The sequence below is a fragment of the Pseudoduganella sp. SL102 genome (assembly GCF_027856995.1).
GTDB lineage: Bacteria > Pseudomonadota > Gammaproteobacteria > Burkholderiales > Burkholderiaceae_D > Rugamonas > Rugamonas albidiflava.
Genome location: NZ_CP115554.1, coordinates 2,920,476 through 2,934,744 on the forward strand (window position 1 = coordinate 2,920,476; position 14,269 = coordinate 2,934,744).

General features: G+C 67.9%; 13 protein-coding genes. 10 read left to right on the top strand and 3 right to left on the bottom strand.

The genetic code is table 11. From position 1 onward, the window contains the following. Nucleotides 1–65: 65 nt before the first annotated feature. Complete coding sequence (locus OU994_RS12490) at nt 66–3,182, top strand: EAL domain-containing protein (protein WP_281610998.1); 3,117 nt, start codon at nt 66–68, stop codon at nt 3,180–3,182. Here the strand turns inward: OU994_RS12490 and OU994_RS12495 are convergent. Next, the gene (locus tag OU994_RS12495; RefSeq protein ID WP_281610999.1) at nt 3,179–4,366 is read right to left on the bottom strand and encodes an MFS transporter; all 1,188 of its coding nucleotides are present in this window, start codon (nt 4,364–4,366) and stop codon (nt 3,179–3,181) included. The two genes, OU994_RS12490 and OU994_RS12495, sit on opposite strands and share 4 nt — an antisense overlap. Nucleotides 4,367–4,450: 84 nt before the next feature. Between OU994_RS12495 and OU994_RS12500 the strand changes: the two genes are divergently transcribed. Both OU994_RS12500 and OU994_RS12505 read left to right on the top strand, forming a co-directional pair. Continuing rightward, a complete protein-coding gene (locus tag OU994_RS12500; protein WP_281611000.1) occupies nt 4,451–4,906 on the top strand; it encodes a helix-turn-helix domain-containing protein in 456 nt (151 codons plus the stop codon). A 185-nt stretch (nt 4,907–5,091) separates the two neighbouring features. Next, a complete protein-coding gene (locus OU994_RS12505; RefSeq protein ID WP_281611001.1) occupies nt 5,092–5,646 on the top strand; it encodes a PEP-CTERM sorting domain-containing protein in 555 nt (184 codons plus the stop codon). Nucleotides 5,647–5,733: 87 nt separating this feature from the next. Here OU994_RS12505 and OU994_RS12510 read toward each other — a convergent pair whose 3' ends face one another. Then, on the bottom strand, nt 5,734–6,156 hold the full coding sequence (locus OU994_RS12510) for a thioredoxin family protein (protein WP_281611002.1): 423 nt from the start codon (nt 6,154–6,156) through the stop codon (nt 5,734–5,736). 84 nt (nt 6,157–6,240) lie between these two features. Between OU994_RS12510 and tsaB the strand changes: the two genes are divergently transcribed. From tsaB to OU994_RS12530, 4 genes are read left to right on the top strand one after another with little or no spacing between them, the layout of a single operon-like run. Beyond that, nucleotides 6,241–6,987 (top strand): tRNA (adenosine(37)-N6)-threonylcarbamoyltransferase complex dimerization subunit type 1 TsaB, encoded by a 747-nt coding sequence (gene tsaB / locus OU994_RS12515; RefSeq protein WP_281611003.1) that lies wholly within the window; start codon nt 6,241–6,243, stop codon nt 6,985–6,987. Then, the gene (gene rimI, locus OU994_RS12520) at nt 6,984–7,460 is read left to right on the top strand and encodes a ribosomal protein S18-alanine N-acetyltransferase (RefSeq protein ID WP_281611004.1); all 477 of its coding nucleotides are present in this window, start codon (nt 6,984–6,986) and stop codon (nt 7,458–7,460) included. The genes tsaB and rimI overlap by 4 nt, the downstream gene beginning before the upstream one ends. Next, nucleotides 7,457–8,542, top strand: coding sequence for a uracil-DNA glycosylase family protein (locus OU994_RS12525; protein ID WP_281611005.1), 1,086 nt, complete (start codon nt 7,457–7,459; stop codon nt 8,540–8,542). The genes rimI and OU994_RS12525 overlap by 4 nt, the downstream gene beginning before the upstream one ends. Further along, complete coding sequence (locus OU994_RS12530) at nt 8,526–9,605, top strand: DUF1853 family protein (RefSeq protein WP_281611006.1); 1,080 nt, start codon at nt 8,526–8,528, stop codon at nt 9,603–9,605. Before OU994_RS12525 ends, OU994_RS12530 begins: the two co-directional genes overlap by 17 nt. Nucleotides 9,606–9,755: 150 nt before the next feature. Here the strand turns inward: OU994_RS12530 and lplT are convergent, their stop codons facing one another. Beyond that, nucleotides 9,756–11,003 (bottom strand): lysophospholipid transporter LplT, encoded by a 1,248-nt coding sequence (gene lplT / locus OU994_RS12535; RefSeq protein WP_131146601.1) that lies wholly within the window; start codon nt 11,001–11,003, stop codon nt 9,756–9,758. 222 nt (nt 11,004–11,225) lie between these two features. On the opposite strand from lplT, the gene alr reads away from it, so the two are divergent. The 3 genes from alr (at nt 11,226) to OU994_RS12550 (ending at nt 14,113) form a co-directional block, all read left to right on the top strand. Continuing rightward, the gene (gene alr, locus OU994_RS12540; RefSeq protein ID WP_281611007.1) at nt 11,226–12,314 is read left to right on the top strand and encodes an alanine racemase; all 1,089 of its coding nucleotides are present in this window, start codon (nt 11,226–11,228) and stop codon (nt 12,312–12,314) included. Continuing rightward, a complete protein-coding gene (radA, locus tag OU994_RS12545) occupies nt 12,314–13,687 on the top strand; it encodes a DNA repair protein RadA (protein ID WP_131146599.1) in 1,374 nt (457 codons plus the stop codon). Before alr ends, radA begins: the two co-directional genes overlap by 1 nt. A 105-nt stretch (nt 13,688–13,792) precedes the next feature. After that, entirely contained in the window at nt 13,793–14,113 is a 321-nt protein-coding gene (locus OU994_RS12550) for a PilZ domain-containing protein (RefSeq protein WP_281611008.1), read from the top strand. Nucleotides 14,114–14,269: the final 156 nt, after the last annotated feature.

The window sequence follows — 14,269 nt, forward strand, 5'->3', positions numbered from 1 at the left end:
TAATTGCACCACGATAATTATGCACTGTGCAAGATGCTCCTGATTTTCCAGCCAGACCTTTCTGCATGACCAAGCCGCCGACCAGTGGCTTGCGTGCCTGGCTCGGCGCGCTCTTTGGCCAATCGCTCTACGGTTCCCTGCTGCTCGTCGTCCTGGGCGGGCTGATCGTGCCGGCCATCGTCGGCAGCTACCTGATGGTGGGGGTGCGCGAACAGCAGTCGGCCCGCACCGCGCTGGATGAAGCGCTGCAGCGCAATGCGGATATCCTGGCGCTGGGCATGCAGGAAGCGCTGTGGAACATGAACGCCGAATCTGCGCAGTCGCTGGTGCAGTCGGTGATGCGCGACCGCTCGGTGGTGCAGGTGCAGGTCACCGGCCAGGCCGAAACCCAGTTCATCCACGAGAAATCGCCGGCGCGGCCGCTGGGCAATGTGGTGCGCGCCGAGCGCGACGTGACGGTGCGCGGCGAACGGATCGGCCACGTGATGGTGGAGATGGACGATGCGCGCAGCCGCCAGGAATTGCAGGACAAGCGCCGCTCCTATATCTTCGTGCTGGCCGCGCAGCTCACCGTGTCGCTGCTGCTGATCGTGCTGTTCCTGAACAAGCGCGTGATCGCGCCGCTGCGCCGCCTGATGCGCGTTTCCGACCGCCTGGCGCAGGGCGACTTCGATACCCCGCTGGAAGTGCGCGGCAACGATGAGCTGGGCCGCCTCGGCGCGCGGCTGGAGCAGACCCGCGAAGCGCTGCGCCGGCTGTTCGAGGATGTGCGCCAGCGCGAGGAACGCTTCCGTACCATCGTCACGCAGGTGCCCGGCGCCGTGTTCCGCTACCGGCCGGACGGGCCGATCGAATTCGTCAGCGACGCCATCGAATCGATCTCCGGCTATACCGCCGCCCAGCTGATGCGCGGCACCACGCATTCGTGGGTCAACCTGATCACGCCGGAAGACCGCCGCATGCAGCGCCGCGCGCTGAAGTGCGCGATCGAGGAAGGGCGCGCGTATGAGACCGAGTACCGCATCGTCGATGCCAGCGGCGTCGAACGCTGGGTGCTGGAAACCGGCCAGCCGCAGGTGTCGCCCGACGGCGGCGCGCCATGGGTCGATGGCATCCTGTCCGATATCAGCGAGCGCAAGCACAACGAGATGCGCATCGAAGCGCTGCTGGCCGAGCAGGGCGCGATCCTGGACAACGTGATGTTCGGCGTGATGTTCGTACGCCACCGCACCATCCTGTCGGTGAACCGCCGCTGCGAGGAACTGTTCGGCTACGAGCCGGGCGACATGGTCGGCAAGTCGACCTCCATCGTGTTCCCCACCGCCTTCGATTTCGAAGCGGCCGGCGCGCGCCAGTACCCCACGCTGGGCCAGGGCGAGTACTTCAGCGAGGAGCGCAGCTACCGCCGGCGCGACGGCACGCTGTTCTGGTGCATGGTCAGCGGCTGCGCGATCGACCAGAACCGCCCGAACGATGGCAGCATCTGGGTGTATGCCGATATCACGGCGCGCAAGGAGGCCGAAGAGAAGCTGCGCCTGTCGGCCACCGTGCTCGAACATATCGCCGATGGCGTGGTGGTGATCGGCGGGGACGGCCGCATCGTCGCCGTCAATCCCGCTTTCACGCAGATCACCGGCTTTACCGAAGCCGAGGCGCTGGGCCGCGACCTGAGCCTGACCCGGTCGGCGCGCCACGACGCGGCATTCCACCAGCAACTGTGGGCGGAGCTGGTCGACACGGGGTGCTGGCAGGGCGAGCTGTGGGCGCTGCGCAAGGGCGGCGAGCAATTCCTGCAATCGCTGACCATCACCGCGGTGCGCGACGCGCAGGGCGTGGCCACGCATTACGCGGGGGTGTTCAGCGATATCACGCTGGTCAAGGAAAACGAGGAAAAGCTCGATCACCTGGCCCACCACGATTCGCTCACCGAACTGCCGAACCGCCTGCTGTTCAACGACCGGCTCCAGCACGCCCTGGACCGAGCACAGCGCTCGGCCGAGCAGCTGGCGCTGCTGTTCATCGACCTGGACCGCTTCAAGAACGTCAACGACACGCTGGGCCACCACATCGGCGACGAACTGCTCAAGCAGGTGGCCGCCGCGCTGTCGCACCGCCTGCGCGACGGCGACACGCTGGCGCGCCTGGGCGGCGATGAATTCGTGGTGCTGCTCGAAGGGGTCGCCGGAGAGTATGCCGTCACGCTGGTGGCGGAAAAGCTGGTGGCGATGTTCGAGCAGCCATTCCTGGTGGCCGGCCACGAGCTGTTCGTCACGTGCAGCATCGGCATCAGCCTGTATCCGCACGACAGCACCGACCGGAATGTGCTGATCAGGAATGCCGACGTGGCGATGTACCAGGCCAAGGCGCGCGGCCGCAACGGCTACCGCTTCTATGCGCCGTCGATGACGGGCGAGGGCGTCGAGCGCCTGCGCCTGGAAACCTGGCTGCGCCGCTCGCTGGAAAAGGACGAGATGTTCCTGAACTACCAGCCGCAGGTGGAAATCGACACCGGCCGGCTGATCGGCGTGGAAGCGCTGGTGCGTTGGAACCACCCGGAACTGGGCCTGGTGCCGCCGGTGCGCTTCATTCCCCTGGCCGAGGATTCCGGCTTCATCAGCCAGCTGGGCGAGTGGGTGCTGGCGCAGGCCTGCCGGCAGATGGTGCGCTGGGAAGCCGCCGGCCTGGTGGTGCCGAAGATCGCCGTTAACCTGTCGGTGCGCCAGTTCGAGCGGGGCACGATCGTGCGCACCGTCGGCGACATCCTGCGTGAGACGGGCCTGGCGCCGCACCGGCTGCAGCTGGAAGTGACGGAGTCGTTGATCATGAACACGGGCGACGCGCTGCAGTACATCAACGGCCTGCACGCGCTCGGCGTGAGCCTGGCGATCGACGACTTCGGCACCGGCTATTCGTCGCTGGCGTACCTGAAGCAGATGCCGGTGCAGACGCTGAAGATCGACCGCTCGTTCATCAAGGATATCCACGAAGATGCCAACGACGAAGCGATCGCGATCGCCATCATCCAGCTCGGCAAGAGCATGAACCTGTCGGTGATCGCCGAAGGCGTCGAGACGGACGAGCAGGCCGCCTTCCTGCTGCGCCACGGCTGCAAGCAGGCGCAGGGTTATTTCTACAGCCGGCCGGTGATGCCGGACGACCTGCTGCACCGCTGGCTGCCCTAGCGAACTGCGGATTCATTCATGACGGCAGGCTCCCGCGCGGCGGCAAGCCAGAACAGCAGCGCCGCGACACTGACGCCGGCGCCGAGCAGGCACACCAGCCGCCAGCCGCCGGCCGCATGCGTGGCGGTGGCGGCCAGCGCGCCGGCGCCGCTGCCGGCCGCATAGAACAGCATGTAGCAGCCGATCATCCGGCTGGGCGCCACGCCGGTGCGCAGGATCAGGCTCTGGTTGGTCACGTGCAGCGCCTGCACCGCCAGGTCGAGCGCGACGATGCCGGCAGCCAGCGCCACCAGCGATGCGGGCGTGAAGGCCAGCGGCAGCCATGCCGCGCACAGCAGCAAGAGCGCCGCGCCGGTGGTGCGGTCGCCGTGGCCGCGATCGGCCAGGCGGCCCGCGCGCATGGCGCCCAGCGCACCGATCAATCCCACCAGCCCGAACGCGCCGATCGCGGTGTGGGGCAGCGCGTGGGGCGGGCCGGCCAGTTCCAGTGCCAGGGCGCTCCAGAAGATGTTGAACACCGCGAACATCAGCAGCGCGATGATGCCGCGCTGGCGCAGGACCCGGTCGCTGCGCAACAGCGCCGCCATCGAGCCGATCAGCTGCCGGTATGGCAATGGCCGGGATGGCGGCGGCACGGCCGGCAGCGCGCGCCACAGCACGGCGGCCAGCAGCACCGTCGCCGCGGCGGATACCGCATACACGGTGCGCCAGCCCGCCAGGTCGGCGATCGCGCCGGCCACCACGCGCGCGCCCAGCAGCCCGAGTACCACGCCACCCTGTACGGCACCGACGACGCGGCCACGCTCGGCGTCCGCCGCGCTGGCCGCCACGCAGGCGATCAGGCCCTGCGTCATGGCCGTGCCCAGCAAGCCCGCCAGCAGCATCGCCGCCAGCAGCGGCCCGGGGCGCTGCGCCGCCCAGATGCCGGCCAGCGCGAGGGCCAGCGCGCCGAGCTGCGCCATCAACAGGCGGCGCCGGTCGAAGCGGTCGCCCAGCGGCACGAGGAACAGCAGCGCGAGCACGCTGCCCGCCTGCGTGGCCGTGACGATGGCGCCGGCCGCCGCGCGGTCGAGCGCCAGGTCGGCGGCGATCAGGTCGAGCAGCGGTTGCGCGTAGTAGACATTGGCGACGCACAGGGCGGCCGATGCCGCGAGCAGCGCCAGGCGGGCGGTGGAAAAAGACATGGCACCTCCAAAGTGGTTGCAAAATAAAACTGGTTGAAGCGTACGCGTTGTAGTTTTAAAATGCAACCACTGGAGGGGGTGGCAATGGCGAGGAAGCACAATGAGCGGGCGGAGCCGTGCCCCGTGGCACGCGGCGTGGACCTGGTCGGCGACCGGTGGGCATTGCTGATCGTGCGGGACGCGTTCGACGGCGTGCGCCGCTTCGGCGATTTCCAGCGCGGCCTCGGCGTGGCGCGCAATATCCTGGCCGACCGGCTGCGCATGCTGGTGGAGGAAGGTATCCTCGCCAGCCAGCCGGCATCGGATGGTTCGGCATACCAGGAATATGTGCTGACCGCGAAGGGCCAGGACCTGTTTCCCGTGATCGTCGCGCTGCGCCGGTGGGGCGAGCGCCACCTGTTCGCGCCCGGCGAGCCGCATTCCGTGCTGGTGCGGCGCGATACCGGCGAGCCGGTGGGGGAGCTGGCACTGCGCGCGGCGGACGGCGTGGCATTGTCGGCGACCGACACGTACGTCAGGAAAGTGGCGCCCGGGGCGTGAAGCCGGCGGAACACGCCTGCTCATGCGCGGCGCTTGCCCTGACAGCGCGTGCGGCAAGGCAGCGTGTGTCGAATTTCTTTACATCCGCGTCGCGTTTCAGCGATAGGTCTTTGAAATCAATCAAGCTGAAATGCTGGCATGCGTGTTGCTCGTTCTTTCCCTTGTCCAATCTCAAGGGGAATCCCATGCATGTATTCACGAAGCTGTCCCGCGCCGCCCGGCTGCTGGCATTCGCTGCCCTGATCGGCACCTCGGCCGGCACTGCCCAGGCGTCCGTGATCTGGACACTGAACAATTTCAACTTTACGGATGGTGCCACGGCCTCGGGGACGTTCACCTGGGAGGAGACCACGAACCGGGTCACCGCCTGGAACATCGCCACGACGACGGGCCTGTTCTTCGGCAATACCTACACCAGCGACGATCCCTTGGGATTGACGACGGTCGACACGAATTTTCAGATGATCACCTTCTGGACAGGCAACTGGAACCTGCGCCTGGGCCTTGCCAGCCTAGATGCGCTCGACACGCCGGCGGCGCACCAGGAACTGTTTTCGCAGGAACCGCTCTTTACCGGACAGCACGGCTACCTCGAGTGCGCGAACTGTGCGCCGTACCGCTTCGGCGAGGCGGGCGCCTGGCTGTCGGCCGCCGTGGTGCAGGTTCCCGAACCGTCCGCGCTGGCGTTGAGCGCGCTGGCGCTGGTCATCATGGTGGCGGTGCGTCGCAGGAGGTCATGACGGAAAGCGGCAGTGCCTCGGCCGGAGCCGGCCGCGGGTGCCGGCTGGTGCCCGGCAGGCAATGCGTCGCGCCCGGGAGGCACTGCGTCAGCCGGTGCCCATCAGCTGGCGCAGGTTGCAGGTCTTCTGCCACTGGCGGCGCTCGGCGGTGCTGCCGGCCTGGCGGTCCAGTTCCGCGTCGCTGGTGGCGGCGATCGTGTCGATCAGCCGGCTGGCCACGTTCGGGTCGGGCAGCATCGTGCCGAAGAACGCCACCGTTTCATGGTGCTGGATCAGCAGGGTAGGAAAGTTTTCCACATCGAGGTCGCCCACCAGGTCGGCGTGGTCTTCGATGTCGACCCACAGGAAATATTTTCCGGGATGGCGCGCGGCCAGTTCCTCGAAGGCGGCGCGGTAGCTGGAGCAGGTGCCGCACCAGGCGGCGCACAGGCAGGCCACGACCAGGCGGTCCTGCGCCAGCGCGGCGGCCACCTCGGCGCGGTTGTCGGCGTGTAGGGTTGTGCTGTGCATGGCCGCATTGTACAGCGTCGGCCGGGCGGCTGCCGTGCCTGCGATGGCTGGGCCGCCGCCGCCGCGCAAGGTAAAATACCGCCCATGTCCAAGTCTTCCCCCACCATCCTTGCCCTTGAAACATCCTCCGAACTGGCTTCCTGCGCGCTGCTGCACGGCGGCCGCCTGAGCTCGCGCAGCTCGGACGGCGTGCGCACGCACTCGGCCTCGCTGCTGCCCATGGTGCAGCAATTATTGGCCGAGGCAGGCATCGCCCTGGCCGATTGCGACGCGATCGCCTACGGCGCCGGGCCCGGTTCGTTTACCGGTGTGCGCACCGCCTGCGGCATTGCCCAGGGCCTCGGCTTCGGCGCCAGCCTGCCGCTGGTGCCGGTGGTGACGCTCGACGCCATGGCGCTGGCCTGCCACGAGCGCCACGGCGCCGCCGATGTGCTGGCGGTGCTCGATGCGCGGATGAACGAGGTGTACTGGGCGCAATACCGGTTCGGCGACGCGCTGCCTGGCGCCGCGGGCACGCGGTTGCCTGTGCCTGTCGTGCCGGCCACATTGTCGGCCCCGGCGGGCGTGGCGCCGCACGGTGCGCCGCTTGCCTGCGGCAACGGCTTCACGGCCTACGCGGAAGCCTTCGCCGGCCGGCCGTTTGCATCCGGTGCCGATACGGCCGTGCTGCCGCACGCCGAACAGGTGGCCCGCCTGGGAGCCGCCGCCTTCGCGGCCGGGCGGGGCGTGCCGGCCGCCGAAGCGCAGCCGCTTTACCTGCGCAACAAGGTGGCGTACACGAAGGCCGAACGGGCGGTCATCAACGAGGCGCAGGGCGGGGTGAAGGCATGACGCGGCAGCCCACGTGGGACCTGGCGCGGCTGGTCTACGAACCGATGCGGCCGGCGGACCTGGACGATGTGGTGGCGGTCGAGCACGACGTGTACCCGCATCCGTGGACACGCACCAATTTCGCCGATTCGTTGAAGAACGGCTACCACGCGTGGGTGCTGCGCGACCCGCTGCGCGAACTGATCGGCTACTTCCTCGTGATGGCCGTCGTCGACGAGGCGCACCTGCTGAACGTGGCGGTGGCGGCGCGCTGGCAGGGCAAGGGCCTGGGGCGCTTCCTGCTGAACCAGTCCGCCGCCTGCGCGCGCGGCCTCGGCATGGAATCGATGCTGCTGGAAGTGCGCCCGTCGAACGTGCGCGCGCTCGACATCTACCGCCGCTACGGCTTCGCCGAGATCGGCCGCCGCAAAGGGTATTACCCGGCCGCCGACGGCAAGCGCGAGGATGCCATCGTGATGCGGATCGTGCTATGAGCCTGACACAGCGCAGCAGCGCATTCCTCCAGGAGATGGGCGTCGGGCCGCGCTGGCTGTTGCGCGACCGCGTGCATGATGTTGCCGAAGCCGTGGCCGAAGCAGCGCCGGTGCCGGCCATCGAGGAACAGCCGGCAGCCGTCGAAGCGCCGGTCGCCGCCATCCCGTTCGCTCATGAACCGGCCGCGCCGGCGCCGGTGGTCCGTGAAACGGTGGCCCGTGCGGATACCACGCCTGCCCCCGTCGCGCCGGCCGTACCGGATTCGCCGCCGCCGCGCCCGGCCGCGCCGCCCGCCGCAACGAGCGACGGCGATACCGCCTGGTTCGACAACGCGCCGGCACCGCCGCCGAAAGCGCCGACGCTGAAGCAGCCGGCGCCGCCGCGCGCGAAGGCCGAGGCGCCGCAAAGCGGAGAAGACACCTCGTGGTTCGATGCCGTGCCGGCCGTACCGGAGTCTTCAGCCAGACCGCGGCGTGCGCCCCAGCGCGGCGCCGCCACCGACGAGGAAATCGCCGCGATGGACTGGCCGGAACTGCAGGCCGCCGTGCGCGGCTGCACGCGCTGCCGGCTGTGCGAGACGCGCCGCGCAGCCGTGCCGGGCCATGGCGACGAACGCGCGCGCTGGCTCGTGCTGGGCCTCGCGCCCACGCCCGCCGACGAGAAGGCGGAGCAGCCGTTCGCCGGGCCGCCTGGCCAGCTGCTGCACAACATGCTGCGCGCCGTGGACCTGTCGGTGGTGCGGGGCGCCTATGTGACCACGCTGGTGAAATGCCGCCCGGTGGCCGATGATGGCGCCGACCGCCTGCCCGCGGCCGACGAACTGGCCGCCTGCCGCCCGTACCTGCAGCGCGAGCTGGCGCTGACGGGCGCGGGCCTGGCGCTCACCCTGGGCGGCGTGACGGCCAAGGGCCTGCTCGGCATGGCCGCGCGCGGCAAGGTGCTGCGCTACGACCACCCGGGTGGCGAACTGCCTGTCGTCGCCACGTTCCACCCGGCCGACCTGCTGAAGAAGCCGGAAGACAAGGCCAGGGCGTGGGCCGACCTGTGCCTGGCGCGTTCCGCCCATGCCGGTCGCCGCTGAGTCCGCCACAGGAGCGACGTACCAGGCGCGCTTCGAGCGCCGCTGGCGGCACCTGACGCGCCCGCACGTGCGGGCGCTGGCGTGGCTGCTCGACGCCCCCGACCTGCTGGACGCGAACGCGCCGTACTGGCACGGCCGCATCGCCGCGCCCGGGCCGGTCGCGCCGGATGTCGAGGCCTGGCTGGCGGCCCTCGAAGCCGACCCCGCGCCGCTCGAGGCGGCGCTGGGCGGCCGCTTTTATTCTCGCCTCGGCCTGTATGCCGAAAAGCTGATGGCCTTTTATTTTGCGCAGCGGGGCACGCTGGCCACACACGGCCTGCAGGTGCGCACCAACCATCACGGCAGCAAGGGCAACGGCGGCAAGGAAACGGTGGGCGAGTTCGATTTCCTGCTCGACGAAGCTGGCGGCGGCCTGCGCCACATCGAGTTCGCCACCAAGTTCTACCTGCTGGACAGCGACGTGGCCACCACCGACTTCGACCTGCTGGTGGGCCCGAACCTGGGCGACACGCTGGGACGCAAGATGCGCAAGATCTTCGACCAGCAGCTCGCGCTGGCGCAGCATCCGGCCGCGCAGCAGGTGCTGCCGCGGCCGGTGACGGCGGTGCAGGCGCTCGTCAAGGGCTGGCTGTTCTATCCACCCGGAGCGGTGGATGGCGAGGTACCCGTCATCCCCGGCATCACGGCCGATCATTGCCGGGGGCGCTGGCTCACGCTGGCCGGCCTTGCCGGCGAAGCGGGGCATGCGCAGGAACGCTTCGTGGTGATGCCGCGCCTGCAGTGGCTGGCGCCGCTCAAGGCGCGCGCCGGCGATGCGCTGCCGGCGGTGCCTGCACCCTTGGCGCGAGGCGAGCTGGCGGCGCTGCTGGCGACGAAGTTCGAGGCGGATGCGTCACCGGTAATGGTGGCAGCGATCCGCGAGGAGGATGGCTGGCTGCTTGAGGAGTCGCGCGCGTTCGTGGTGCGCGACGACTGGCCGGCGCGGGCCGCGATCAGGCGGGCGACGGTGCAGAACCTGGGGCAGAACCTGGGGCAAAACCTGGGGCAGAAACCGGCGGCTTAGGTACTGGTGCCGGGCATCTCTTTCGGCCACGTCACCCAGTGAAAATGCCGGGGACGGACATTGCCGGGATGCGCGCGAAAACCGGCGTCCGACAATTCTTCCGCAGGCGGAAAAAATGTCCGACACCAGCCGGTTGCGGCATGGCCGCGGTCAGTGTTTGTGCTCGCCGATCAGCGCCAGCGAATCGTGCTCGCGCTGGTTGGCCACGTGCAGCCGCTTGATGGCGATCATGGTCCCCGACAGGAACAGGCCGAACAGCACGATGATCGTGTTCAGTGCCAGGTCCATGCGCAGCATCAGCGAATACATGGCCAGCATGGTCAGGATCGACAGGTTCTCGTTGAAGTTCTGCACGGCGATCGAGTGCCCGGCACTCATCAGCACGTGGCCGCGGTGCTGCAGCAGGGCGTTCATGGGCACCACGAAGAAGCCGGCCAGGCCGCCCACCAGGATCAGCAGCGGGTAAGCCAGCCACGGCGTGTGGATGAAGGCCATCGTCATCACGATGAAGCCCATGGCGATGCCGAGCGGGATCACGGAGAGCGACTGGCGCAGCGAAATCATCCTGGCCGACATGATCGCGCCCACCGTCACGCCCAGTCCCACCAGGCCGACCATCGTGGTGGCCTTTTCATAACTCATGCCCATCGACTGCTTGGCCCATTCCAGCACGATGAACTGCAAGGTGGCACCGGTGCCCCAGAACAGCGTGGTCACCGCCAGCGAAATCTGGCCCAGCTTGTCGCGCCACAGGATCATGCAGCAGTTGGCGAAGTCCTCGATCAGGCGCACCGGATTGCGTTCCTGGTGCGGGTACACGCAGCCGGTCAGCGGAATGCGCAGGTTAAACAGCGCGGCGCAGATATACAGGATGCCGACGATCATCAGCGCGCCATAGGCGGGATTGTTCATGCCGATGTCCCAGCCGACCATGATCGACTCGGCGCGGTCGCTGACCAGGGCACCGCCCATCACGGTGCCGAGGATGATCGAGGAAATCGTCAGGCCTTCGATCCAGCCATTGGCGGCCACCAGCTTTTCCGGCGGCAGCAGCTCGGTCAGGATGCCGTACTTGGCGGGCGAGTAGATGGCGGCGCCGATGCCCACGATCGCATAGGCGGCCAGCGGGTGCACTTCATAGAACAGCAATGCGCAGCCGAAGATCTTGACCAGGTTCGCGATGAACATGACGCGGCCTTTCGGCAATGCGTCGGCGAAAGCGCCCACGAATGCGGCCAGCAGTACATAGAACAGCACGAAGAGGAACTTCAGCAGCGGCGTGATCCATGCCGGCGACTTCATCGTGATCAGCAGGTCGATCGCGACGAACAGCAACGCATTGTCCGCCAGCGACGAAAAGAACTGCGCCGCCATGATGGTGTAGAAACCACGATTCATTGTGGGAGGGCCTTAAAACCGATATCGGCTTGCTTTATACCATGAAAGATATGCTTTCCAAAGAAAACGGCTGGGCAATCTGAATGGTCGTTCGATTGCCGGGAAGGCGCTTCCGCATTGGCTGGCGCGGCCGCCGGGCATGCCGGTCTTAAGCTCCGCCTAAGGGAGGGTGTGCGGTAAAATGCCCGCTTCACTTTCTGACGCGAATGCGCCCACTCCGCCATGCCAAGGCCGATCGTTGCCACCATCCACGTCGCTGCGATGCAGCATAACCTGGCTCGCGCCCGTGCCTGCGCGCCCGCCTCGAAGGCCTGGGCCGTGGTCAAGGCCAATGCCTACGGCCACGGCCTGCAGCGCGCGCTGCGCGGCTTTGCCGATGCCGACGGCCTGGCGCTGATCGAGTTCGATAACGCGGTACGCCTGCGCGAGATGGGCTGGACCAAGCCGGTGCTGCTGCTCGAAGGCTGGTTCGACGCGGCCGACCTGCATGCGATGGCGGAGCATGGCTTGAACGGCACGGCCCATTGCATGGAGCAGATCGCGCTGCTGGAACGCACGCCGCTGGCCCGGCCGGTCGACGTGCACCTGAAAATGAACACCGGCATGAACCGCCTGGGTTTCCAGCCCGGCGAATTCGCCGCCGCCTATGCGCGGCTGCGCGCCATCCCGCACGTGGGCCGCATCACGCTGATGACGCACTTCGCCAACGCCGATGAAGCGGCGCACGAGTGCCTGCCGATCCGCGAGCAGATCCGCCGCTTCGAGGCGGGGGCGGCGGGGCTGGATGCGCCGCGCAGCCTGGCCAATTCGGCCGGCGTCCTGCGCATGCCGGAGTTGCGCGAGGAACTGGTCAGCGACTGGATCCGTCCCGGCATCATGCTGTATGGCGGCACGCCGGGCGGCGGCAGCGCGGCGGACTATGGCTTGCGGCCGGCAATGACGCTGGCAAGTGAACTGATCGGCATCCAGCACATCGCGGCGGGCGATTTCGTCGGCTACGGCAGCCGCTTCGAAGCGGACCGCGACATGCGTATCGGCACCGTGGCCTGCGGCTATGCCGACGGCTATCCGCGCCATGCGCCGACCGGCACGCCGGTGCTGGTGGATGGCTTCCGGACCCGTACGGTGGGCCGCGTGTCGATGGACATGATGGCGGTCGACCTGACCGGCATCGACCAGGCGCGCGTGGGCAGCCGCGTGGTGCTGTGGGGCGAGGATCTGCCGATCGACGATGTCGCCGCGTCCGCCGGCACGATCGGCTATGAACTGATGTGCGCCGTGGCGCCGCGCGTGCAGGTGAAGGAAGACTGATGGCCAAGGCAAAGACCCAATACGTGTGCAGCGAATGCGGCGGCACGAGCAGCAAATGGACCGGGCAGTGCCCGGCCTGCCGGCAATGGAACACGATGGTGGAATCGGTGATCGAGACCGGCGGCGTGAACCGCATGTCGCAATCGCACCAGGCCCTGGCGCAGACCGCGCCCGTGCTGTCGCTCAGCGAGATCGAAGCGCTCGACGTGCCGCGCTTCGGCACCGGCATCGAGGAATTCGACCGCGTGCTGGGCGGCGGCCTGGTGGCCGGCGGCGTGGTGCTGATCGGCGGCGACCCGGGCATCGGCAAGTCGACGCTGCTGCTGCAGGCCCTGGCCAACCTGTCGCGCGTGAAAAGCGTGCTGTATGTCTCCGGCGAGGAATCGGGCGCGCAGATCGCCCTGCGCGCCAAGCGGCTGGCCATCGATGCCAAGGAATTCAAGCTGCAGGCCGAGATCCAGCTGGAGAAGATCCTGCAGACGCTGGACAGCGTGAAGCCCCAGGTGGCCGTGATCGATTCGATCCAGACCCTGTATTCGGACGCGCTGACCTCCGCGCCCGGCTCGGTGGCGCAGGTGCGCGAGTGCGCGGCGCAGCTTACGCGCGTGGCCAAGCAGACCGGCGTGACGATCATCCTGGTCGGCCACGTCACCAAGGAAGGCGCGCTGGCCGGCCCGCGCGTGCTCGAACACATCGTCGATTCGGTGCTGTACTTCGAGGGCGATACCCACTCCAGCTTCCGGCTGGTGCGGGCCATCAAGAACCGCTTCGGCGCCGTCAATGAGCTGGGTGTGTTCGCCATGACGGAGAAGGGCCTGAAAGGCGTGTCGAATCCTTCCGCGCTGTTCCTGTCCCAGCATGACAACCAGGTGCCCGGCTCCTGCGTGATGGTGACGCAGGAAGGCACGCGGCCGCTGCTGGTGGAAATCCAGGCGCTGGTCGATGCGAGCCACCTGCCCAATGCGCGCCGGCTGTCCGTGGGCCTGGAGCAGAACCGGCTGGCCATGCTGCTGGCGGTGCTGCACCGGCACGCCGGCATTGCCGCCTTCGACCAGGACGTGTTCATCAACGCGGTCGGCGGCGTGAAGATCACCGAACCGGCGGCCGACCTGGCCGTGCTGCTGGCGATCAATTCGTCGATGCGCAACAAGGCGCTGCCGCGCGGCTTCGTGGTGTTCGGCGAAGTGGGCCTGGCCGGCGAGATCCGCCCGGCGCCGCGCGGCCAGGAGCGGCTGCGCGAGGCGGCCAAGCTGGGCTTCTCGATTGCCATGATCCCCAAGGCCAACGCGCCGAAGCAGCCGATCGAGGGCATGACGATCATCGGCGTGGACCGCATCGACGATGCGTTCAACCGGCTGCGCGAACTGCAATGAAGCCGGCGAGAAGGGCGCAGTGACACCAATGCAAGATTGGTGCTTGCGCAGTAGAATATGCGGCCGGCCTTGCCGGCCGCCGTCATTTTCAACGAGGAAGAGTAATTGTTAGTCGATCAAAGGCAGGGCGTGCGCAAGATCCTGCGCGTGAGGGCAATGGTGGTCATCGATGGCGCCGCGCCGGTTCCCGCGCGCACCTTCGATCTCAGCCTGGGCGGCATGTCCGTGACATCGGGCAGCAAGGTCGAACCGGGCCAGACGGGGCAGGTGGTGTTCGAGATGCTCGTCGATGGCAAGCCGCAGATCATCACATGCCGCGCCAAGGTCAGCCACTGCATTTTCTCCGGCAACGAGTTCAAGGTGGGCTTCGTGTTCCTGCCGCTGAACGCGGATGCCACGGCCGCGATCACGAAGTTCATGCGCTGAATCGATCCGGTGATTCCGCTACCTCGATTCGATGCGGATGAGTCGTGCCCCGTGGCGTGACGGCATTCGGAGCGCGGATTCCCGTCTTGCAGGCTTAACCGGAAGACAACGGGGCATGTCCCGTTCTGTTCGTCTCTTTTGATTCCCGGGTCCGAT